General features: G+C 57.3%; 17 protein-coding genes, 1 tRNA gene and 1 pseudogene. 6 read left to right on the forward strand and 13 right to left on the reverse strand.

Annotated elements, in window-relative coordinates:
* The first annotated feature begins 55 nt into the window (after positions 1-55).
* A tRNA-Leu gene (locus tag JXR15_RS10325) sits at positions 56-140 on the forward strand.
* Between the two features lie 35 nt (positions 141-175).
* Here JXR15_RS10325 and JXR15_RS10330 read toward each other — a convergent pair.
* From JXR15_RS10330 to JXR15_RS10340, 3 genes and pseudogenes are all read right to left on the reverse strand, one after another.
* Positions 176-979, reverse strand: a complete 804-nt coding sequence (locus tag JXR15_RS10330) for a sulfotransferase family protein (RefSeq protein WP_422053149.1) — start codon at positions 977-979, stop codon at positions 176-178.
* 70 nt (positions 980-1,049) lie between these two features.
* Positions 1,050-1,463: pseudogene (locus JXR15_RS10335) on the reverse strand (hypothetical protein); the annotation flags it as partial.
* Between the two features lie 12 nt (positions 1,464-1,475).
* Entirely contained in the window at positions 1,476-1,910 is a 435-nt protein-coding gene (locus JXR15_RS10340) for a tetratricopeptide repeat protein (RefSeq protein WP_422053150.1), read from the reverse strand.
* Between the two features lie 214 nt (positions 1,911-2,124).
* On the opposite strand from JXR15_RS10340, the gene JXR15_RS10345 reads away from it, so the two are divergent.
* Together JXR15_RS10345 and JXR15_RS10350 are read left to right on the forward strand one after the other, a co-directional pair.
* On the forward strand, positions 2,125-2,526 hold the full coding sequence (locus JXR15_RS10345) for a BlaI/MecI/CopY family transcriptional regulator (protein WP_422053151.1): 402 nt from the start codon (positions 2,125-2,127) through the stop codon (positions 2,524-2,526).
* Positions 2,516-3,631: a M56 family metallopeptidase gene (locus JXR15_RS10350; RefSeq protein ID WP_422053152.1), complete on the forward strand. Its 1,116-nt coding sequence runs from the start codon at positions 2,516-2,518 to the stop codon at positions 3,629-3,631. Before JXR15_RS10345 ends, JXR15_RS10350 begins: the two co-directional genes overlap by 11 nt.
* 370 nt (positions 3,632-4,001) lie before the next feature.
* Here JXR15_RS10350 and JXR15_RS10355 read toward each other — a convergent pair whose 3' ends face one another.
* The 6 genes from JXR15_RS10355 to JXR15_RS10380 all read right to left on the reverse strand — a co-directional run bounded on the left by JXR15_RS10355 (position 4,002) and on the right by JXR15_RS10380 (position 10,053).
* Positions 4,002-4,280 (reverse strand): DUF2160 domain-containing protein, encoded by a 279-nt coding sequence (locus JXR15_RS10355; protein ID WP_422053153.1) that lies wholly within the window; start codon positions 4,278-4,280, stop codon positions 4,002-4,004.
* A 1-nt stretch (position 4,281) separates the two neighbouring features.
* Positions 4,282-5,079: a carbohydrate ABC transporter permease gene (locus JXR15_RS10360; RefSeq protein WP_164642124.1), complete on the reverse strand. Its 798-nt coding sequence runs from the start codon at positions 5,077-5,079 to the stop codon at positions 4,282-4,284.
* Between the two features lie 11 nt (positions 5,080-5,090).
* Entirely contained in the window at positions 5,091-5,954 is an 864-nt protein-coding gene (locus JXR15_RS10365) for a carbohydrate ABC transporter permease (protein ID WP_164642126.1), read from the reverse strand.
* Entirely contained in the window at positions 5,951-7,042 is a 1,092-nt protein-coding gene (locus JXR15_RS10370) for an ABC transporter ATP-binding protein (RefSeq protein ID WP_422053154.1), read from the reverse strand. Before JXR15_RS10370 ends, JXR15_RS10365 begins: the two co-directional genes overlap by 4 nt.
* 13 nt (positions 7,043-7,055) lie before the next feature.
* Complete coding sequence (locus JXR15_RS10375; RefSeq protein ID WP_422053155.1) at positions 7,056-8,117, reverse strand: ABC transporter ATP-binding protein; 1,062 nt, start codon at positions 8,115-8,117, stop codon at positions 7,056-7,058.
* Positions 8,118-8,316: 199 nt separating this feature from the next.
* Complete coding sequence (locus JXR15_RS10380) at positions 8,317-10,053, reverse strand: extracellular solute-binding protein (protein WP_422053156.1); 1,737 nt, start codon at positions 10,051-10,053, stop codon at positions 8,317-8,319.
* Positions 10,054-10,542: 489 nt separating this feature from the next.
* Between JXR15_RS10380 and JXR15_RS10385 the strand changes: the two genes are divergently transcribed.
* The 3 genes from JXR15_RS10385 (at position 10,543) to JXR15_RS10395 (ending at position 18,359) form a co-directional block, all read left to right on the forward strand.
* Positions 10,543-14,295: a calcium-binding protein gene (locus JXR15_RS10385; RefSeq protein WP_422053157.1), complete on the forward strand. Its 3,753-nt coding sequence runs from the start codon at positions 10,543-10,545 to the stop codon at positions 14,293-14,295.
* 90 nt (positions 14,296-14,385) lie between these two features.
* Complete coding sequence (locus JXR15_RS10390; protein WP_422053158.1) at positions 14,386-15,081, forward strand: fumarylacetoacetate hydrolase family protein; 696 nt, start codon at positions 14,386-14,388, stop codon at positions 15,079-15,081.
* 65 nt (positions 15,082-15,146) lie between these two features.
* Positions 15,147-18,359: a 2Fe-2S iron-sulfur cluster-binding protein gene (locus JXR15_RS10395; protein ID WP_422053159.1), complete on the forward strand. Its 3,213-nt coding sequence runs from the start codon at positions 15,147-15,149 to the stop codon at positions 18,357-18,359.
* Positions 18,360-18,498: 139 nt separating this feature from the next.
* Here JXR15_RS10395 and JXR15_RS10400 read toward each other — a convergent pair whose 3' ends face one another.
* From JXR15_RS10400 to JXR15_RS10415, 4 genes are all read right to left on the reverse strand, one after another.
* On the reverse strand, positions 18,499-19,131 hold the full coding sequence (locus tag JXR15_RS10400) for a MarC family protein (protein ID WP_422053160.1): 633 nt from the start codon (positions 19,129-19,131) through the stop codon (positions 18,499-18,501).
* Positions 19,132-19,217: 86 nt separating this feature from the next.
* Entirely contained in the window at positions 19,218-20,375 is a 1,158-nt protein-coding gene (locus JXR15_RS10405; RefSeq protein ID WP_422053161.1) for an acetate/propionate family kinase, read from the reverse strand.
* Entirely contained in the window at positions 20,375-21,316 is a 942-nt protein-coding gene (locus JXR15_RS10410) for a bifunctional enoyl-CoA hydratase/phosphate acetyltransferase (protein WP_422053162.1), read from the reverse strand. The genes JXR15_RS10405 and JXR15_RS10410 overlap by 1 nt, the downstream gene beginning before the upstream one ends.
* A 163-nt stretch (positions 21,317-21,479) precedes the next feature.
* Entirely contained in the window at positions 21,480-21,980 is a 501-nt protein-coding gene (locus JXR15_RS10415; protein WP_422053712.1) for a flavin reductase family protein, read from the reverse strand.
* Positions 21,981-22,066 lie beyond the last annotated feature (86 nt).

Raw genomic sequence — 22,066 nt, forward strand, 5'->3', positions numbered from 1 at the left:
CTGACCACTTTCCGCTCGCATCCCACAAAAAGCTTTGCTAAGACGCGCCCATCGTGCGGGTGTGGCGGAATTGGTAGACGCACCAGATTTAGGTTCTGGCGCCGCGAGGCGTGGGGGTTCAAGTCCCTTCACCCGCACCATGACACTCCCATTAGCAGTATGAATTGTTGATTTGTCACTCGATATCAACGTGTTCCGGTGTGTTCCGGGTTTCGTAGTCATACCGTTCGATCCACGGGCGTAAGGTTTCTTTACATGGGGCAAGCTCTGTCTGGTAGCGGCGCCAGCGTTCTTTGGATGTAGAATAGAGCGGTTGGCTGACCTGGGCGTAACTCGGCGTGTTGATCCGTCCGCGCGCCGTGGCTTGGCCAACATTGTCAAGTACGGCGCTGTTCCACGGGAGCTTCAGGAACGACAGAAGGCTGCGCAAACTGTCGATTTGTGCGTCAATCAACGCCTCGTATTTGTGGGCGTGCACCTGAAGGCCATACGTGAAGGCAGCTTGGTCAAATTTCTGCATACCCGCATCATACAGTCCCGCCGCGGTTTGAGTCGACAGCATGGTTGCCATGGGGAGGTTGAGTTTGAAGTTTTGCATAAAGCAGCTCAGCACGCAGTCCATCGGATGGCGTAGCGCGAGGACACGCTTGGTGGACGGGAAGATGTTGTGCAGTAGATGAACGTCCAAAAGATTGAGCGGCATTTTGTCGATGACAACACCGGGTCCCTTTGCGTCCAGATACCGGTCGGCGACGCGCCAATAGGCTGCCTGTAAGGCGCGACGTTGCGTGTTGCACAAGTTGTTTGCTGGCGACCATTCCAACAGCTCCGGAAAGTCCTTTGCCAATTCCGCGACAATTTCGATCTCTTCCATCACGGCAATTTCAGAATGACCGCGCAAGCAGGTGTCCAGCAGGGTTGTGCCAGAACGCGGGAAGCCAACTAGAAACGTGGGTGTTCGGGTGTCTGGTGCCTGCACTAGATCAGGTGTTTTTGATGCTAATGGCGTGTTGGCCTTGTCCCGCTGCCGAGCCAGATAGGCCGGTACATCAGCGACAATTGCAGGGGGGGGCTTTGGCTGCCGCCTCGTTCATGGCGGTGAACCGCGTGAAAGCTTCTTTTGTGTCGCCAAGTTTGTCCGCAATTGCGGCGAGGAGCCAGAGATGGGACGTTAGCTTGTCGGGGTCCAGTTTCGTCACGTCGACAGCTCGCGCCGCCTCTTGCGCAGCAACGTATTTTTTGTTTCGAAAGTGCAGCATGGTTGTGAAATGTGCGATGGCGTCGGTGGCGATAGGGGCGCGGGTTGCGACAACTCCCAGACGGGCTTCCAAATCTGTGAGCCTGTTGCGCTTTTCATAAAGCTCCAAAAGGCTCCAGGCAGTGTCCAAGGTGTCTGGATTGAGCGTCAAACAGCGTTGGTAAGCTGCGTCTGCCTCTGTGACGCGATCCAAGTCCCCAAGGACATTGCCGAGGTTCTACCAATGTACAGGGCTTTCGGGGGCAGCGTCCTGGCCTTGCAGGTAGGTTCTCAGCGCTTGTTCTAACCGGCCAGCACCGCGCAACAAAGCGCCGAGATTGCAATAGCCATCCGCGCTCTTTGGCGCCAGGTTGATTACGTTGCGAAACGCGGTCTCAGCCGTTGTCACATCACCGAGCGCTTTGGAGGTCATGCCCTTCAAGTTCCAGAGAAAAGCGGAGGTGGGGAATTCGGCCACGGCGACAGAAAGGATCTGCGAAAACTTTGTAAATTGGCTGTTTTGAAACAGCGCAAGTATCTGTTGCTGCAGGTCTTTGGGCGGATGACTCAGATTTGGGTGTTTGCTTTCCAGCACAGAGAGCGCAGATTTTGCGCGCGGATTTTTGGGGAAATGATCCAGTATATTGCGATATCGGGAACGGGCAGTGCGCATTTCGCCAGATTTTTCCAGTCGCCTGGCAGGGCCAGCCTACGTTGAACATTGGGTGCGCCCATTCTGGACCTCTGAACTGTTGTTTTTTTCTAATTAGCCAAAGAGGTTGAACGAAGTTTAAAACAAGCGTGCAAGGCCCTTTGTCGCTCTGTGTAGAAATGTCTTCCCCCGAACGCCTCGATGCATTACTAATTCTCTAGTAATCAAACACGGAGTGGCCACGTTGGCACGTCGACGCAGTGAGATGCTCACGGATGTTGAGCTGGAATTTATGATTGCCCTTTGGGAGATCGGCACAGGGTCTGTGCGCGATATTATGGGGGCGCTTCAGGATGACCAGCAGCGCGCTTATACATCTGTCGCAACCGTGATGAAAATTCTCGACGACAAGGGATTTGTGACCTCGGACCGTAAGGACCGGGCGTTGGTTTATACCCCTGCCGTCCAGAAGCGCGACTATGAAGGTCGCAGCCTGAAAAATCTGTCTAAAACCTTGTTTGGAGGAACCCCGACAGCGCTGGTGGCGCGACTGGTGGATAATGAGGACCTGACGGACGAAATGATCCAGGAAATCAAAGAGATCATCGACACAAGGATCAGAAAGGATGACGGTTGATCAAATCGTAGGGGGGGCGATCTGGGTTCAGCTTTTGATCCTGTTGGCCGCATGTGTTTTTGCCTGTTTTGAGGGCCTTTTTGTGCTGTCTGGAGGACGGCGAAGCTTCCATACGCGACGACGTTTGGGCATGGCAGCCATAGCCTGTTTGGCCTTGGTGCCGTTGGTCACGCCGTATCTGATGACAACGTCTTATGCGGCTTCTGTGAATGCGACAGATGTGGTTGTTTCTCAGGTGCTTAGCGGGAATATTGCGTTGTCCGCACAAGAGATGTCGGCGCTGTTGGCGTTAAAAACGCAGTGGTTGGCGCAGATGTCCACTGGCGGTTCAATTGTTGCGCAGGTGTTGATTGCGGCGTTTGCTATCGGCTTTGTCGTGCGTGGCGTCTACTTAGCCATCAATATTGGACGCATTCGTCGGGCCATTGAAGCCGGGCGTGTGGTACAACATACCAAATGGGTGTCTGTGGTGGTGTCGCCTGCTGTGAACGTGCCGTTTTCGACTCGTGGGTTGCTGCGCTACTACGTGGTGTTGCCGACGTCTTTGTTTCGCGATGGCGCAGGGGTAGAGATGGCACTGGGTCATGAGATGCAGCACATACGTCAAGGCGATGTGGATGCGGAAGTTCTGCTGTCGTTGATCTCTCCATTGGCGGTGCTCAATCCGGGTTTTTGGTTCCTTTCCAGCCGCTTGCGTAAGTTGGGTGAACTGGCCTGTGACCGAGCTTATCTGGCACGTAAGGGCTTTGATGCGCATGGTTATGCGCTTCGGCTGTTGGAAATTGCGCGGTATTCTCAAACGCAGGCCAAGGCGCAGCCGACGGCTTTTGGTGTGCCTTTGGTGGGCCGCAAGATTCCATTCCTGTCACGTCGGTCGATGCTGAAAGATCGTATCGTGGAGATTGCGCGAGATCAGGATGATCCGGCGAAGGAAGCCTTGGTTTTGGGCGCGGGCATGTCGGTGTTGATGGCCGGTGTGGTGCTGCTTGGGGCGGTGTCTTTGACCGAGCCGGAGGATTGGAGCCATGAGCGGATCATGCTCAGCACGGTGGCCAATCTGGACCGTCTGAATGAACTCAACACGCTGGCGCAGCGCAGCTGGTAAAATTGTCAGAAACTTAGAAAGCAGCCCCGTCACAGTGCTTTGTGGCGGGGCCGTTAACCGTTTGAAATCCACGTCGGTAAAGCGTCGGTATTGCGGCTGTTTTGCGGTGGTGCGTGTTTTGAGAACGCGGCGGCGTTAAGGAAGGTTTCGGCCGCTTAAGAGTTGGGGCGCTGCCCCAATCTCCGATGGCGCCTCTCCCGAGGTATTTCTCGAAGCAGAAGAGACTGCGCCTCTGCTTCTTCTTGCCCTAAATATCCCCGCCGGAGGCATCCGCGCGTGCGACTGGGAGCAGGTGGTGTGGCTCTTGCCCAAACAGAAAGGGCAGCGCTGTGTCTTGCGCTGCCTTTTGATCGCTTCTCAGTTATTGGGGTTAGACCTTCCAGAAGCAGAAGGTGCCCCAGCCAATCGCCAAACCCAGAGGCCACCAGAGTGGTTCGCCCATCAGACCCAGCCAGGCGAGGAAGATGAAGCTGCCGCCCAGGCAGGTGAGGAACAGCCGGTCGCCTCGGGTGGTGGTGAGGCCAAGCACACCTTTGCGCTCGGCTCCGCCAGGGTATTTGATCTCCAGCACAATCAGCAGGCCAATTGTGGAGAACAGGCAGATGAAGATTGCGGCCGTGGGCCAGGTCCATGCCATCCAGCTTAGCATATCAAACTCTCCCCATCGCGAAGCCCTTCGCGATGTAGTTGCGGACAAAATAGATCACGATGGCGCCGGGGATGATGGTGAGCGTGCCGGCCGCAGCCAGCAGGCCCAGTTCATATCCCGCAGAGGAGGCGGTTTTGGTCATCGTGGCGGCGATCGGTTTGGCGGCCACGGCTGTGAGCGTTTTGGCCAAAAGCAATTCCACCCATGAAAACATGAAACAGAAGAAGGCGGCGACGCCCACACCGGCTTTGATCGTCGGGATGAAGATTGTCAGGAAGAAGCGCGGGAAGGAATAGCCATCCACATAGGCGGTTTCATCCAACTCCTTTGGCACGCCGCCCATGAAGCCCTCCAAGATCCACACGGCGAGCGGGATGTTGAAGAGGCAGTGTGCCAGCGCCACGGCGAGGTGCGTGTCAAACAGGCCCACAGCGGAGTAGAGTTGAAAGAAGGGCAGGGCAAACACGGCGGCAGGCGCCATGCGGTTGGTGAGCAGCCAGAAGAACAACTGCTTGTCGCCCAAGAAGCGGTAGCGGCTGAAGGCGTAGGCTGCTGGCAAGGCCACTGCGATGGAGATCACCGTGTTCAGAGATACATAGATGATCGAGTTGATATAGCCCCAATACCATGTCGGATCGGTGAAGATCGTGATGTAGGCCTCCAGCGTGAAGGTCTGGGGGAAGAGTGAAAACCCGGAGAGGATCTCGTTGGTGGTTTTAAAGCTCATCGCCACCAGCCAGTAGATCGGCAGCATCAGGAAGAAGATATAGAGGATTGGAACGAGTGATCGTTTACGCATGATCGCTCTCCTTAGTTCAGGTCGTCTTTGGTCATCAGCGTGTAGAACAGCCAGGACACAAAGAGGGTGATTGCGAAGTAGATGAGGCTCATCGCGGCGGCAGGGCCGAGGTCAAACTGACCCAAAGCGATTTTCACCAGATCGATGGACAGAAGCGTGGTCGAGTTGCCTGGGCCACCGCCCGTGAGCACAAATGGCTCGGTGTAGATGTTGAAGCTGTCCATAAAGCGCAGAAGGATGGCGATGGTCAGCACGTTTTTCATCTTGGGCAGTTGGATGTAGCGGAACACCGACCAGTTGGAGGCGCCGTCAATCTTGGCCGCCTGATAGTAGGCATCCGGGATTGAGACGAGACCGGCGTAGGCCAGAAGTACCACCAGCGATGTCCAGTGCCAGACATCCATGCCAATGATGGTGATCCAGGCTGCGACAGGGTCCTGTGTCATGTCGTAGTTGATGCCAAGCACGTGGTTCAGGAAGTAACCCAAGAGACCAATGTCTGGCAGGGCAAAGATGTTCCACATGGCGCCCACCACGTTCCACGGGATCAGCATCGGCAGGGCCATGAGCACAAGGCAGACCGGCACCCAGAAGCCCTGGCGCGGCATGGCAAGCGCGATGGCGATGCCCAGTGGTACCTCGATGATCAGGATCATGAAGGTGAAGAAGAATTGGCGTCCTAATGCGGCGTGGAAGCGTTCAGACCGTAGGATTTGTTCGAACCAGGTGAGGCCTTCCCAGAAGAACAGGTTGTCGCCGAAGGTTTCCTGCACCGAATAGTTGACCACTGTCATCATTGGGATGATGGCGTTGAAGGCCACAAGCAGCAGCACCGGGGCTACGAAGAACCAGGCTTTTTGGTTTTCGGTTTTCATGCTGCGCTCTCCTTTTGCGCGGGCGTGGAGGCAATCCAGCCGTTGGCGTAGAGCCGGGTTTGATCAGGCGTGAATTGCAAATGCACGGTGTCGCCGTTCGCGGGCGGGGTGCCGTTGACCACAGCGGAGATTTTTGTGCCCGCAATTGTGACCTGCACCACCGCGTGGCGGCCCACGTCGGAGACGCGCGTGACCGTGCCCGCGATGCCGGTGTCGCCAAGCGCGACAAACTCCGGGCGGATGCCGATTTCCAGCGTGCCTTTGGTGTCTGGATGGATGGGGCCCTCCAATGCGACGGGCGTGCCGTTAAACAGTGCTTGGCCGTCTTTGATGGTTGCGGGCAGGACGTTCATGCCTGGGGAGCCGATGAAGTGGCCGACAAAGGTATGCGCGGGACGTTCAAACAGCTCTTCGGGCGTGCCGATCTGCACCACTTCGCCCAACTGCATGACCACCACCTGATCGGCAAAGGTGAGCGCCTCGGTCTGGTCGTGGGTCACGTAGATCATTGTGTGGGACACGCGTTGGTGCAGCTCTTTGAGCTTGGTGCGCAGCTTCCACTTGAGGTGGGGGTCGATTACGGTCAGTGGCTCGTCAAACATCACGACGTTCACGTCGTCCCGCACCAGACCCCGGCCCATGGAGATCTTTTGCTTGTTGTCCGGGGATAGGCCAGCCGCTTTGCGGTCCAGAATGTCGGTGACTTCGAGCATCTCGGCAATTTCGGCCACGCGCTTTTCGATGATCGCGGGATCAACGCCACGGTTTTTGAGTGGGAACGCAAGGTTTTGGCGCACGGTCATGGTGTCGTAGATCACCGGGAACTGGAACACCTGCGCGATGTCGCGCTGATCCGGCGGCAGTTTGGTGACGTCTTGGCCGTCAAACAAGATCTGGCCTTCGGATGGCTCCAACAGGCCAGAGATGATGTTGAGAAGCGTGGATTTGCCACAGCCAGACGGGCCAAGCAGAGCATAGGCGCCGCCATCTTGCCAATCCAGGTCGACTTCTTTGAGGGCAAAGTCATCCGGTCCCTTGGGATTGGGATAGTAACTGTGCCGCAGGTTTTTGAGAGTGATTTTCGCCATTCTTTAATGCCCCTTAGCCGACGCGGGCGCCGTCGGGCGCGAAATAGAAACAGGTGGTGGGATCGAGGAAGAAGTCGTGGTCTTCGCCAATCTGATACGGGTGGGTGCCGTGGGCGAGGCTGACCCAGTTGTTGCCGCCAAACGTAAAATGCGCGGAGCTTTCGGAGCCGGAGAGTTCGGTCACACCGATCCGACCGGTGAGCGAGACGTCTGCGCCGTCGTGGGTGTGTGGCAAGACGTGGTGCGGGCGCACGGCCATGACGTAGTCGCCATCGGTGAGACCTGCGGCTTCACCGGAGGCGGTCCAGCTGAGATCACCCAAGAACATCGCGTCGCCGCGTTTGGTGACGGGGGCGTGGTTGATGGGTGGGTCTGAAAATACGCTGGCGGCTGTCAGGGAATCTGGCGCGCGGTAAATATTTGCGGTGGTGCCAAACTGGGCCACGGAGCCATCGACCATCAGAGCGGTTTCGCCGCCAAGCAGAAGAGCTTCTTCAGGCTCAGAGGTGGCGTAGACCACCACAGCGCCACGACCAGCAAACAATTCAGGTAGCTGCTCGCGCAGTTCTTCACGTAGTTTGTAGTCGAGGTTGGCCAGCGGCTCATCCAGGAACACCGCACGGCTTTCCTTGGCGATGGCACGGGCGAGGGCGCAGCGCTGTTGTTGGCCACCGGAAAGCTCATGCGGACGGCGTTGCAGCATCGGGCCAAGTTGCAGAATGTCGGCGGCCTCTGCGACGCGGTCGTTGATCTCGGATTTGGCCATGCCTGCGACCTTCAGTGGTGAGGCGATGTTCTCAAACACGGTCATGTGCGGGTAGTTCACAAAGAACTGGTGCACGAGGCTGATCTTGCGCTTTTGTGTGGTGAGGGCGGTGACGTCTTCGCCCTCCATGAGTATCTGACCGGAGGCGATCGGGTCGAGCCCGGCCATCATCTTGATCAGAGAGGTTTTGCCAGCGCCAGTTTCGCCCAGCAGCACGTTGAAGTGGCCTTTTCTCAACGTGAGGGTCGTGGGTTTGATGTGTGTAACACCCTGCACGACCTTTGTAATATTCTTTATTTCCAGTGCCATGGATGCACCTATTGATCCTTGTGTCGCCCTGTGGAGGAGGGGCCCTGTTGGTGAGGGAAGTGGGCAGGTTGGCCGGGGCTTTGTCAGAAAGCCCCGGCCTGTTCGACCAATCTCACGGGGAGTGAATGGTCTGGAGGAACTTTAAGTTGCCGCTTGTTCGGGGAGCGAATGTCCGCTCCCCAAATTTGCGGGACAGCTTTTAGTTAGAGCTCCAGCGGGCTACGAGGTCGTCGTAGTTGACGGTCTCACCCTGTGGCTTTTCGTTATCCAGCTTTGGCTTTGCACCGCCGTTGGCAAACCACCACTCTGCGTCTTTCTCTTCGTTCAGACGTGGGCCGCAGCCGCCGTAGACATTCTGGGCTTCGTCTGCACGCTGCATACGGGCCATGGTGATGTCCATTTCTTCGGCCAGACGGTCCATCGCTTCCTGCGGTGTAAAGGCACCGGAGTTCACGTCACCGATCTGCTGCCACCAGATTTGCGCCAGCTTCGGATAGTCCGGCACGTTCACGCCGGTTGGGGACCATGCCACGCGATCAGGAGAGCGGTAGAATTCCACCAAACCACCCAGTTTCGGGGCACGCTCGGTGAAGCTTTCATGGTTCACTGAGCTGTCACGGGTGAAGGTCAGACCCACATGGGATTTCTTCACGTCAACCGTTTTGGAGGTCACGAACTGAGCGTAGAGCCATGCGGCCTGTGCGCGCTCCGATGGGGTGGACTTCAGGAAGGTCCAGGAGCCAACGTCCTGATAGCCAACCTTCTGGCCTTCTTCCCAATAGGGGCCGTGCGGGCTAGGCGCCATACGCCACAGTGGGTTGCCGTCGCCGTCCACGGTGTTGTTGCCTTCAGACTGAGGCTTCACCATGTCCGCGGTAAAGGCGGTGTACCAGAAGATCTGCTGGGCCACGTTGCCTTGTGCCAGGGCAGGCAGCGACTGATAGAAGTCATAGGACGCCGCACCAGGAGGGGCGTAGTTGCGCAGCCATTCGTCCCATTTGCGGATCGCGTAGACCGCTGCTGGACCGTTGGCGGCACCACCGCGGGTGACGGATGCGCCAGCCGGGTTACAAGAGCCTTCCTCCATGCGGATGCCCCATTCGTCGATGGGAACACCGTTAGGTTCACCTTTGGAGCCGGCACCCGCCATGGAAAGCCATGCGTCGGTCATGCGCCAGCCAAGGTCAGGGGCGCGTTTGCCGTAGTCCATGTGGCCGTAGATATCGACGCCGTCGATGTTCTTCACGTCTTTGGAGAAGAACTCTGCGATGTCTTCATAAGCGGACCAGTTTACAGGCACGCCAAGGTCATAGCCGTATTTGGCTTTGAAGGCGTCTTGCAGGTCGGCGCGGTCAAACCAGTCTTTGCGGAACCAGTAGAGGTTTGCGAACTGCTGATCTGGCAGCTGATACAGATCGCCATCCGGACCTGTGGTGAACTGGGTGCCCATAAAGTCAGCCAGATCAAGAGTCGGAGAGGTTGTCCCCGCCCATTCACCTGCCATCATGTCAGTCAGGTTGTAGGCCAGCTGCAGTCGCGAGTGCGTGCCGATCAGGTCGGAGTCATTGACGTAGCCGTCATAGAGGTTCCGCTTGGTCTGCATCTGTGTTTGCACAGCCTGCACCACTTCACCTTCGCCGAGGATCTGGTGGTTGACCTTGATGCCAGTGATTTCTTCAAAGGCCTTGGTCAGAACTTCGGCCTCATAACCGTGGGTCGGAATGCCTTCCGACAGCACGTTGATTTCCATGCCCGCGTAGGGCTGAGCAGCGGAGATGAACCACTGCATTTCGCCCATCTGCTCGTCTTTGGACAGCGAAGACGGCTGGAATTCTGCGTCGATCCAGCGCTTGGCTGCCGCTTCGTCGGCATGTAGCGATTGTGTACCCGCAATCACGGCTGACGCCGCGACGGCGGAGATAAGATACTTACGCATCTTGTCCTCCCAATTGTTTGTAGACCAGCCCAAGAGCCGGATGCCTAAAGGTGTCAAATGCGCTTTTTTCAGTCAACTAATAATTTAGTAGATGAGAGGTGCGGTTGCGCTTTGTGAGTTTAAGTAATTGCAAACTATTGTGAAATTGCAAACGATAACTTTACGGCACACTGAAATTGAGCGCTCAGAAAACGCTGTTTTTCCGAATCTGTCCATGTTCGGTTTGTTCGTTAAGGCTCGAAAATGCTCTGTCTGCGGTCTAGATTCGACGGCGAGAAATTTGGCGAGGACATTTTTTTCACTGCAGAATTTCTCAATTTTGATTGTTTTGTTCAGGAAAGAACCAACTGGCGACCAACTGTTCTGGATTTGGAAACAGTTCGTATAAAATTTTTCTTAACGCCTGCACAATTTTGGCGATAGGCTGGTCCTACTGGCACTATCTCCGACCAAATTTTGAAGTATCAACGAAACCTGTGGGGGCAGTCTATGTTGTTTTTGAGCGTTCTATTGCCTTTGCTGGCTGGCTTAACGGCCGGTGTCGTTGATCCAAGCACACCCTCTGATGATGACACGGGCGATGGCACGCCGGACACGCGTGATGACACGGTGACTGGCGGTGACGGTACCGACGCGCCGTCCGATGATGACGAAACCACAGGGGATGTTGTGCGGGTCATCGAGGATATTCTTGTTGATCTTGGTTGGGTGGACGCGACCTCTGCGGATGAGCCGCTTGTGGCCAATCCCGGCGAGGAGGTCTCTGGCACCGACGGTGACGACACGCTGATGGGCACCGAGCGCGACGACACGATGTCGGGCGCGGGTGGGAACGACCGTTTGGATGGCGATGACGGCAACGACCTGATTGACGGTGACGATGGTGATGATGTGGTGCTTGGCCGGCATGGCGTGGATGTGATCAGCGGCAATGAGGGCAACGATCTTGTCAAAGGCGGCAAGGGGGACGACTTCCTGTTTGGCAACGCTGGTGATGATACGCTGATTGGGTCTCCCGGTGATGACGTGCTGGTTGCCGGTGGCGGGGTCGACTATTTACGAGGCGATCAGGGGGATGATCTGCTGATCGGGCTGGACGAAGGTTCCGAAGATGCGGCGCCGGATACTCTATTGGGCGGGATCGGCAACGACCGGCTGGTGGGCGATGATGGCGACATTCTGACCGGCGGAGAGGGTGTGAACCGTTTTGGCGTCGTTGTGGGCGGCGAGGCGCCGGTTACGATCACGGATTTCCAGTTGTTTCATCCTCCCGGGGCCGAACTGGCCACGGACCTGTTGTCCTTGCTGGATGAGAACGGCGAGTTGATCCCAAGCTACGCCATTTTGGAGAACGGCGGCCGGCTCGAGGACAACGATGACGGGACAGGGGTGAACATTTTCTACAACGATCAGTTGGTTGTGGTGATTGAAGGGTATGAAGCCCAAGATTTCCGATCCGACTCCAATTGGCTTGGGAACTTCTCACCTGAGCTGACGGGGCGTTTGGACGGAGATGATCTGTTGACCGGCGATGTCGGAGATGTCGTGCGTGACGACGACATGCATGGCGGCTTGGGCGACGACACGCTGATTGGCGGTCTTGGGGCCGACACGTTGGACGGTGGAGAAGGCGACGACGTCATCAACACCGTGGACAGTGTGGCCGGCGCTGAGGGGCAGGACATTGCGCTTGGTGGTGCCGGGAATGATCACTTTACCGCGGATGCTGGAGACATTCTTGCCGGGCAAGAAGGGCGCGACGCCTATGACATCTATGTGCCCACCGAAGACGGAATGGCGCCGGTGGAAATCTATGGCTACGAGTTCTCGACCGAAAATCAGGAAGTGGAGTTCCTGACGCTTTTGGGACCGGATGGCACGCCATTGAGTGCCGAAGATGTGGCCGAAAACCTGGTGATTTATCAAGACGAAGACGGCACAGATGCGATCCTTGAATATGAAGGCCGGATCATGGCGGTGATGCATGGGATTGATGCCAATCTGATTGCAGATCATACGCTCTGGATTGGCAACTTTGATCCAAGTCCAACCACAGACATGCCTTCCACGCAGGGAGGCAATGACGCGACGCAGATGTCGATGACGCTGCAAAGTTCATCCGGCACCGGCATGGTCGTGTCGCAAGAGATGTTTGGTGCTAATACAGTGTTCAGCGTGAACACCGATATGGGCGTGCCGCTTGAGAACTATGTGGAAGGCGCGCGGGCGCTGGACATTCAGAACTTCCGTTTCCCGGCTGGTCAGGGGGATTCCCTGGATGGCGAAAATGAGGGCATCGACTGGCTCAATGTGATTGAGTTGGAAGAAAATGAAGACGGCGAAATGGTGCTGCGGGAAGAGGTGCGCAATGCTTTGGATGCAGCGATTGCGGCGCATGACAATGGCACCGACGTGAAGGTCACCATGGTCATTGCCACCAAACTCTACTCGATCGAGGAGTATGAGGACAAATACGACGACATCGCACGGTTTGCCGAAATTATGGTCACGGATTATGCCGATCAGATTGAGGCGATTGAGATTGGCAATGAATATTGGGCCATTGGGGAGACCGCTTATGGCACCAAGGCTGATATTGCTGCGCGGGCTTTGGCGGAAGGCATGGAGCGGGCTGGCGTGTCTGAGGACGATCAGCCGAGCATCATTGTGCAGATGGCCACGCCAAATGAGGGCAGCGAATACCATACGTCGGTGGACGACCGTCCGTTTGGTGAGCGCCGCGATGATGCTAACCAGCACATCATTGACCTGTTGTCAGAGGAAGCGCGGGAGGCCATCGATGGCGTGGTGGAGCATTATTACTACCGCCGCGACTATGATGAGTTTACCGGAGACGGTAACGAGCAAGGCTTTATTCCTAACGACTACGCCATATGGGAAGCCGACTTTGACAAAGAGCTTGATCTGCATGTGACGGAATGGAACATCCGCACCACCAATCTGGAGCAGAACGGCATTCGTTCCGCCGGTATTCTGCCGGAGATGATGGAGTATATGGTCAGCTGGGGCGCGGATGCCGCGCATGGCTGGCCGGTGGTGCACAACACCACCTCGATGCTGGCCGGGACACGGTCAGACATGCCGATCCTGAATGAGGATGGCTGGGTTGTGAATTCTGTGCGCGGCGCGACCTTTGATGTGATGTCTTCGGAATTGGTGGGTATGCAGCTGTTGGAGACCAATTTCTCCAATGATGATGGCCGTATGGAAATCCAAGCGTATCAGGAAGATGGCAAGGTTGTGGTGCAAGTGGCCTCGCGCACTGGGGAGGCCGTGGATCTTGATCTGGACCTGTCCAGCCTGGTGTCGGGATATGAGAACGCTTACGGCGTGAAGGTGGGCTATGACCGCTCCGCTGACAGTTCTGACGGGGTATATCGCGACGATGGTGAGTATATTCAGGCAGAAAGCACCATCATTGATGGGGAGCCTTATTACTTCAACGAATATGACGTGCGCGCCACGGTGACAGATGTCGCGGTGAACAGCGATGATGTGAGCTTGTCGCTGAACCCTTATGAGATGGTGCAGCTTGTCTTTGAATTTGGCGACACCCCGCCGCCGCCTGCGGACGAAGGGCGTCAGGTTGTTGGCACCTCCGGAGACGATGAAATCATCACCGACAACGGCAATGACTCCATTTTGGGCATCGAGGGCGATGACAACATCATCGCCAACGGAGGGTTTGACACCATTCGTGGCGGCGAAGGCAATGATCGTATGGAAGGCGGCAAGCAGGACGATTTTGTCTATGGCGATGAAGGCAATGACGCGCTGTATGGTCATGCGGGTGACGACAGCCTCAAAGGCGGCGAAGGCAATGACAGCATGTCTGGCAATCAAGGCGCAGACACGCTTTTGGGCAATGAAGGCGATGACGTGCTACGCGGGGGCGATGACGGCGATAGCATGAACGGCGGTCAAGGTAGCGACACGCTGAAAGGTGGAAACGGTCGCGATACCATGACGGGCTATAATGGATCTGACACTTTTGCGTTTGAGCTTGAGGACATGATGGATGGCGACATCATCACTGACTTCGAGCCAGGCAAAGATGTGATTTCGCTGGATTATGATGACATCAGTTCGATCGACGATTTGACAATTTCTGAAGTGGAACAAGGCATTGTGATTTATGTCGGGGACCACGGGGGTATGTTGTTGCAAGGCGAGTTGTCGCTGGCGCAGGTGGCCGATCCCCGCAACTTCCTATTTGCCTGATATCTGTGTGAGCTGGCTTTCTTCTGACGCGTGATAGCGCTAAAACGTCCAAGTTCCTTGATGTCTTGAGGGGCTTGGGGAGGAATGATCATGCGCTATTTGTTTGACCCACCAAAGGTTTTTGCGGTTCCCGTCAAGGGGGAGGCCGCGGCTTATCCCGTTCGGCGCATTTTTTGCGTTGGGCGGAACTACGCGGCCCATGCGGCGGAGATGGGTGGAGAGGTGGACCGAGAGGCCCCGTGGTATTTCACCAAGTCTGTAGCACATGCCGTGTTGAGCGGCGCGACGCTGGATTATCCGGCGGGAACCACCAACTATCATCACGAAATGGAGCTGGCCTTTGCCATTGGCGCGGAGGTGTTTGACGCAGGTGAGGCTGAGGCAGCGGCCGCGATTTTTGCCTATGGCTGTGCTCTTGATATGACGCGGCGCGACCGGCAGCAGGATGGCAAAGACCATCGGCGGCCGTGGTCGTTGGGCAAAGACGTGGAAGGGTCGGCGGTGTTCGCTGAAATGACCCTCGCGGCGGATTTTGGGATAGCGGATCAAGAGATCGCACTGAGTGTGAACGGAGACCCGCGCCAGCATGGCAAATTGAATGACATGGTCTGGTCGCCGATTGAGATCGTGATGCACCTGTCAAAGTTTTATCATCTGGGACCGGGGGACGTGGTGATGACCGGCACGCCGTCAGGCGTAGGACCTGTTGTTGCAGGTGATGGAATTCACGGCACAATTGAGGGGCTGTCACCTGTCGAACTGACGTTGATGGTTACAAAAAGCTGACGTACTGAACCTGTTAAGAACTGCCGAGCCGGGGATGGCGCGGTGGACCAGCGCGAAGGAATACCATGGGGATCAAGTTTTTTTCCGACAAGGCGCGGCCAGTACACCTGGGCCCGTACCCATTGGAACGACTAAAGCGGCAGGACACTGCTGCCTGGCGCAATGTGCCAGATGATCCCGTGATGAGCTTTCACCGGCCGGAGCAGCCCGAGAGCATTGTGAATGCTATGGGCGAGTTCCAGGCAATGATGGATGCGCTGCGTGATGGCATGGTGAACGGCGTGCAATCCGAGGTGCCCACTGATCCGGTGGAGCGGGCAAACCACTTGAAATCCTTTGGGTATTTCAATGACGTTTCGATGGTTGGTGTCGGTCCCTTGACCGATGAGGCCCGTTTGGATGTGCCACGGCGCAATCCGGATATCGACCGGTTGGCTGGGGCGTTGCGGACGCGGCAAATCAAATCTCTGGCGGCGGGCATCGACCTGATTATGGCCGATTTGAAAGACAGCATGGAGATGCCGCCAAGCTCGATTGAGGGTCACAAACATGCTCTGGTGTTTTTGATTGAACACCACCGTGATCCGGAACGGGGTGAACCGGGCAGCGACTGGATTTTGGACGCACAGGACCATCGGGCCTGTCTACGCGCCACCGAAAGTGCCGTGGTGATTGCCAATTATATCAGGCTGTTGGGCTTTGGGGCGAAGGCCCATACGGCGACGTCGTCTGATGTGGATCTAGGCAAAGTGGCCTTGTCAGCGGGATTGGTGACCTGTGAAGACGGCACTTTGGTGGCCCCGTGGTTGGGAACGCGGTATGGCTTGGCGGTGATCACCACCGACATGGAGCTTGCGCATGACGGGGCACTGGCGCCGATGGCGGCGCAACCTTGGTTCAAGACACAGGGGCCGGCGTGGTGGTTGGGCAAAGGCTTTGCCAAATCGGCAATGAACCAGGACCCGTACCGCAACCGAGATTACGTGAAAGGTTCCCAGCCGTTTGAGCGTTTGAAGCGGGTGAAGACGCCAACAACCTACATCGATGAGGCCAATGTGGCGCGGGTGCCCAAGCGGGCGGACCTGTTTGCGCGCGCGCAATTTGGTGACATGGGCAAGTCGCTACAGGACGCGGCCAAGGGCGGATACTACGTGCGCAAAGCCGCGCCAAGCATGGCGCAGCGGCGGGCTTTGGGGGCCTTTGTACTGTTGCAAGATGGCGCAAGCTCTAATGTGAAAAAACCAACAGATTCAGAGCGTAATGCGGCGAACTTGAAAGCGGCAACCTACTTCCTTGGTGTGGATGCCGTGGGGCTAAGCCGCTGTCCGGTATGGGCGTGGTATAGCCACGATGCCACCGGTACGCCAATCAATCCGGTGCATGACAATGCGATCAGCATGATTGTCGATCAGGGTTACGAGACCATGGAAGGCGCCAGCGGAGATGACTGGATCAGCGTGGCGCAATCGATGCGGGCTTATTTGCGGTTTTCCTTGCTGGGCGGCGTGATTGCACAACAGATCCGCAATCTGGGCTACAAGGCCAAAGCGCATACGGTGATGGATGGCGAGGTGCTGCAACCTCCGTTGTTGTTGTTGTCCGGTCTGGGCGAGGTGAGCCGGATTGGCGAGGTGATCCTGAACCCCTATCTGGGACCGCGTTTGAAGTCGGGGGCGGTGACCACGGATATGCCGATGGATCACGACCAACCGATTGATTTTGGGCTGCAAAACTTCTGTGAGAACTGCAACAAATGTGCGCGGGAGTGTCCTTCTGGGGCAATTACGGCCGGACCAAAGTTGATGTTCAACGGCTACGAGATTTGGAAGTCGGACAGCCAGAAATGTGCGACCTATCGGATCACCACGCCAGGGGGCTCGATGTGTGGGCGCTGTATGAAAACCTGCCCATGGAACCTTGAAGGACTGTTTGCAGAAGCCCCATTCCGTTGGGCGGCGAGCAATTTCCCCAGCCTTGCCAAACCTTTGGCGAAGCTCGATGACGCCGTGGGCAATGGCGGTCTGAATGACACCAAGAAATGGTGGTGGGATCTTGAATTGGAGGAAGACGGGGCGTATCGGCCAACCCAACATCCGCTCAACCGTCGGGATTTGCAGAAAGATCTGGACCTAAGGTATGAGGATCAGACGTTGGCGGTGTATCCGGCGGCGCTGGCGCCGCATCCGTGGCCTTATCCGTTCCCGATGGATCGGGAGGCGGGGATTCAGGCTTATGAAACAATGGTTTCTGCGGATGAGTACAAGGCACGTGTGGCCTCGGGCGATGACAGTGTGATCGACCGTTATGTGGTGCCGGACGCCGAAGATGCGCCGGTGGTGCAGGTGAAAATTTCGCATGTTGAGCCGATGACGGCGGATGTGACAAAGTATGAGTTCCAAACTTTGGATGGGACCGAGTTGCCGGAATGGACGGCAGGCGGGCATTTGGATGTGTTGGTCGCGCCGGAGTTCTTGCGCCAGTACAGCATGTCAGGAGATCCTAAAGATCGGTCAAAGTATCAGATCGGTGTGTTGCGTGAAGACGAAGGGCGGGGCGGAAGTGCCTTCCTGCACAGGATTTTTCGCGAAGGGCGCAAGGTGTTTGTGTCCAAACCCATCAACCATTTTGAGCTTGTTGAGGATGCGACCAAGAGCTTTCTGATGGGCGGTGGAATTGGCATCACACCGATGATTGCCTTTGCCCATCGCCTGCATGATCTGGGGCGGGATTTTGCGTTGCATTATTCCGCAAGCCGAGAGGGTGGCGCCGGATATATCAATGATCTCAAGGCGATGCCCTGGGCGGACAAGGTGGTGTTCCACTTCTCTGACAAAGGCACGCGGGCGGATCTGGATGCGGTTCTTGGTGGCTACCAAGACGGCTGGCATGTTTACACCTGTGGGCCGGATCGGTTCATGGAGGGTGTGATGCAAGCAGCTGAGCGTCAGGGCTTCCCGGAAGAGGCGCGGCATTTGGAGTATTTTAATGTGCCGGAGCAGCCGGACTATGAGAATTTCGACTTCACGTTGAAGCTCAAGGATGGTCGAGAACTTCTTGTTCCAGCTGATAAAATCGCAACTGACGTGCTTCTGGAAAACGGGGTGCATGTGGATGTGAAATGTGCCGACGGAATCTGTGGTGTCTGCAAATGCGGGCTTGTGTCTGGCGAGGTAGAACACCGTGATTTTGTGCTCTCCAACAAACAGCGCGAGACGTCCGTGATCCTGTGTCAGAGCCGGGCAAAAGAGGCCGGTGGGGTGATTGAAATCGACCTATAGAACGGTGCGTTAACTGACGGAAATACCGGCGTTTTGCACGTCGGTATTTTGTCGGTATCGCGGCTGTTTTGCGGAGGTGCGTATTTTTGTCGGCAATTGGTTAATCGACCAGCACCCCGAGAGGTGCTGGCCGATTTTGTTAGACTAGGCCGGATTTTCCAATCTCAAGCGCGGCACCTATGACAAGGTCGGCGGCCACGGATGCCAGGATCATGCCCATGACGCGGCTGACAATGGCGGCGCCGGAGTTGCCGATCACACGGATGATCGGCCCAGCGGCCAACATACAGAGGTAAGCAATGGCTAACACGGCCAACATGACCACGGCGGTGATGGCCTGATCTGGAATGGCGACATAGTTGTTGTCCGTCAGCAGCACGATGGCCAGCATTGCGCCGGGACTTGCCAAGGACGGTACCGCCAGTGGGAAGACGGCGGGTGAGGGTTTCTCGGTCAGTTCAGCGTCCGCGTCGGCCGCGTGTTTGTCGCTCTCTGGTTTGCTCTCGCCAAAGATCATGGTGAGCGCAAAGAGGAAGAGCACAATCCCGCCTGCGATCTGGAAAGACAGCAGGCTGATGCCAAGGCCGTCGATCAGCAGTTGGCCGAAGATCAGGAAGAAGAGCAGGACCCCTGCGGAGACTGCCGCTGCGAGGAGTGCGGTTTTACGCCGCTCAGGCGCGGTCATGGTGGCAGTCACCGCGATGAAGACGGGAATCGTGCCGATTGGGTCGATCACAACCCAGAGGGTGACAAAGCGTTCAAACAAATCCATGGGGGTAGGCTAGGGGGTGTTCGTTGGGAAGTCATTAGGGTTGTCACAGGAAAGCGCGCCCGTCGCTTGTGCGACGGGCGCTGTTGTTAGCCAACCAAGCGTTGTGTTTCACCCGCGATGATGCCTTCTTCGTCAGTAGGTATGACAAAGGCGTCGAGGCGGCTGTCCGCCGTTGTGATGCGGGCGCTGCCTGCGGTGTTGGCTTTGTCGTCGAGGTCTGCCCCAAGCCAGGCGCAGCCTTGCAGGATGCGGGCGCGGATGGCGGCAGCGTTTTCGCCGATGCCGCCGGTGAAGACCAGAGAGCCGACGCCGCCCATGGAGGCCGCCAAGGCGCCGATTTTCTTGCAAGCCTGATAGACAAAGAGGTCCACCGCCTCGGCAGCAGCGGGGCTGTCAGAAGCGAGCAGGTCGCGCATGTCGGAGCTGATGTCTGAGACACCCAAGAGGCCGGACTTGGTGCCCAATGTGTCTTCGATCTCGGCAACGGACATGCCGCGATCGCGCAACATGTGGAAGATCACGCCAGGGTCAAGTTCGCCGCAGCGTCGGCCCATGACCAGACCGTCCAGCGCGGTGTATCCCATGGTGGTGGCGACAGATTTCATGTTTTGCATCGCGCACATCGAGGCGCCGTTGCCGAGGTGGGCAACGATGACTTTGCCATTGGGCTTGTCCAGATGGTGCGGCAGTTGGGTGGAGATGTAGTGGTAGCTCAACCCGTGGAAGCCATAACGCAGCACGCCGTCGTCTGAGAAGCTACGTGGGATGGCGAAGAGCTGCGCGATGCGCGGCTGGGTACGGTGGAAAGCGGTGTCAAAGCAGGCGACCTGCGGGATGTCAGGCCAGCGGCGGGCGACGGCTTCGATGCCCGCGAGGTTGTGCGGCTGGTGCCCCGGCGCCAATGGGGCGAGGGTGCGCAGCTTGGCAATCACCTCGTCGGTGACCCGTGCGGGGGCGGCAAAATCCTGACCGCCATGTACCACACGGTGCCCTGCGCCGATGATGCGCAGGTTGTCAGAGAGGCCGGCGATATGAGTCAGCAGCCAGTCGAGAATTTCGGCGTGGGTGGCGTTGTCTGCCACCGGCACGTCGATGTGTTTTGCGCCGCCATGGTATTGTGGGTCCAGGCCGATGCGGTCGACTTGACCATGCAATACTTGTTTTAAGTCAGCGCCATAGACGGCATATTTGATGGAGGAAGATCCGGCGTTCAGGACCAGAAACGCGTCGTGTGTCTCTGCCATCACATCAGATCCCGACCAAGATTGTGGTGCACCATCAGTTGCGCCAGTGCGGCGGAGACCAGTCGGGAGAGTGTGCCGTCTGCGCGGGAGGTCAGCATGATTGGCACACGGGCGCCCAGCACTAGGCCGGCGCTGTCGGCACCGGCGAGATACATCAGCTGTTTGGCAATCATATTGCCAGCCTCAAGGTCTGGGGCGACAAGAATGTCGGCCTCTCCCGGCACGGGAGATTTGATGCCTTTGGCGTCGGCGGCTTTGCGCGAGATGGCGTTGTCAAAGGCCAGCGGGCCGTCCAGCACGCCGCCGGTGATCTGGCCACGGTCAGCCATTTTGCAGAGTGCGGCGGCCTCTACGGTCGAGGGGATTTTGGGGTAGATGGTTTCCAGAGCGGAGAGGATGGCGACTTTGGGTTCTTCCACGCCAATCGCGTGGGCGAGCTCGATGCTGTTTTGCACGATGTCGGCTTTGACCATCAGATCGGGGAAGATGTTGATCGCGGCGTCGGTGATCAGCAGCGGTTTGGGGTAGGTCGGCACGTCGAGCACAAAGACGTGGCTCATGCGGCGCTCGGTGCGCAGGCCGGTGACCTTGTCGACCACTGCGCTCATGACCTCGTCGGTGTGCAGCGCGCCTTTCATAAGGGCCTGGGCTTTGCCTTCGCGCACAAGGCGTACAGCTGCTTGAGCGCTGGCGTGGCTGTGTTTGGCGTCGATGATCTCCAGACCGTCGATGTTGAGGCCTTCCTCGGCAGCGACAGCCTTGATGCGGTCTTCGGGCCCGACCAGAATGGGGGTGATCAGGGTTTTGTCGCGGGCTTCGAGCGCGCCGATCAGGGAGGCGGCGTCACAGGGGTGCACAACGGCGGTGGCGATCGGGTCCAGCGGCGCGGTGGCGGCCAGCATGGCGTCAAAACTGTTCACGTGGGGGGCGGACTGTTCCAAGGGAGGCTCCAGTGCTCAAAAGGGTAATCTGTTGGCGCGTTATGCTCCCAATATGGAGGGCCCACTTTGATTCACAACAAAAATAGTGGGGAAAAGCCATGCGAAAGGCGCAACCCTGCGTCAACTTGAGCGGGGCTGTGTAAGGCGCTGAAATTGTGGGGGCTTAGGCGTTGGCGTCAAAGCAGCCGAAGTGGGACTGGGCAAAGACCAAGGGTTTGCCTTCGCCAATCCAGAGGCGTTCCACCTGTCCCACTACGATGTCATGGTCGCCGCCATCGTGCACCGCATGGGTGCGGCATTCAAAGCGGGCCAGGCAATCCGGCAGCAGCGGCACGTGATCGGCGTTGGTGCCATGTTGCAGCGTGGCGAAGGGATCGCCGTTGCGGGCGAAGTCCATGGCCAAGGCGCTCTGGTCGTCGCGCAGCATGTGGATGGCAAAGTGGCTGGCCCCGGCAAAAAACGGGTGACGCTCGGAATTGCGGGCCGGGCACCAGAGCACCAGCGGCGGATCAAGCGAGACGGAAGAGAAAGAATTGGCGGTCATGCCAAGCGGTCCCTGCGCGGTGGGCACGGTGACAACGGTCACACCGGTGGCAAAGCAGCCCAGAGCGTCGCGGAAGCGGCGCTGGTTCTCAGCCGTTGGGGCAAAGGTCTCATCGGTCATGTGCAGGTTGTCTCTCATCTCGCGCATCCTAGCGCAGCAATGGGCCGAAATTAGGGCGGGCGCAAGTGTCAGTTTTATCTGCGCTT

The sequence above is a fragment of the Shimia sp. genome, from assembly GCF_049116215.1.
In the GTDB taxonomy this organism is placed as follows: Bacteria; Pseudomonadota; Alphaproteobacteria; order Rhodobacterales; family Rhodobacteraceae; genus Shimia.

Coding starts and splice junctions, on each gene's coding strand:
- JXR15_RS10340 (WP_422053150.1), bottom strand. CDS start 1,910: ATGCGCACTGCCCGTTCCCGATATCGCAATATACTGGATCATTTCCCC.
- JXR15_RS10350 (WP_422053152.1), top strand. CDS start 2,516: ATGACGGTTGATCAAATCGTAGGGGGGGCGATCTGGGTTCAGCTTTTG.
- JXR15_RS10355 (WP_422053153.1), bottom strand. CDS start 4,280: ATGCTAAGCTGGATGGCATGGACCTGGCCCACGGCCGCAATCTTCATC.
- JXR15_RS10360 (WP_164642124.1), bottom strand. CDS start 5,079: ATGCGTAAACGATCACTCGTTCCAATCCTCTATATCTTCTTCCTGATG.
- JXR15_RS10365 (WP_164642126.1), bottom strand. CDS start 5,954: ATGAAAACCGAAAACCAAAAAGCCTGGTTCTTCGTAGCCCCGGTGCTG.
- JXR15_RS10370 (WP_422053154.1), bottom strand. CDS start 7,042: ATGGCGAAAATCACTCTCAAAAACCTGCGGCACAGTTACTATCCCAAT.
- JXR15_RS10375 (WP_422053155.1), bottom strand. CDS start 8,117: ATGGCACTGGAAATAAAGAATATTACAAAGGTCGTGCAGGGTGTTACA.
- JXR15_RS10380 (WP_422053156.1), bottom strand. CDS start 10,053: ATGCGTAAGTATCTTATCTCCGCCGTCGCGGCGTCAGCCGTGATTGCG.
- JXR15_RS10385 (WP_422053157.1), top strand. CDS start 10,543: ATGTTGTTTTTGAGCGTTCTATTGCCTTTGCTGGCTGGCTTAACGGCC.
- JXR15_RS10390 (WP_422053158.1), top strand. CDS start 14,386: ATGCGCTATTTGTTTGACCCACCAAAGGTTTTTGCGGTTCCCGTCAAG.
- JXR15_RS10395 (WP_422053159.1), top strand. CDS start 15,147: ATGGGGATCAAGTTTTTTTCCGACAAGGCGCGGCCAGTACACCTGGGC.
- JXR15_RS10400 (WP_422053160.1), bottom strand. CDS start 19,131: ATGGATTTGTTTGAACGCTTTGTCACCCTCTGGGTTGTGATCGACCCA.
- JXR15_RS10405 (WP_422053161.1), bottom strand. CDS start 20,375: ATGGCAGAGACACACGACGCGTTTCTGGTCCTGAACGCCGGATCTTCC.
- JXR15_RS10415 (WP_422053712.1), bottom strand. CDS start 21,980: ATGACCGATGAGACCTTTGCCCCAACGGCTGAGAACCAGCGCCGCTTC.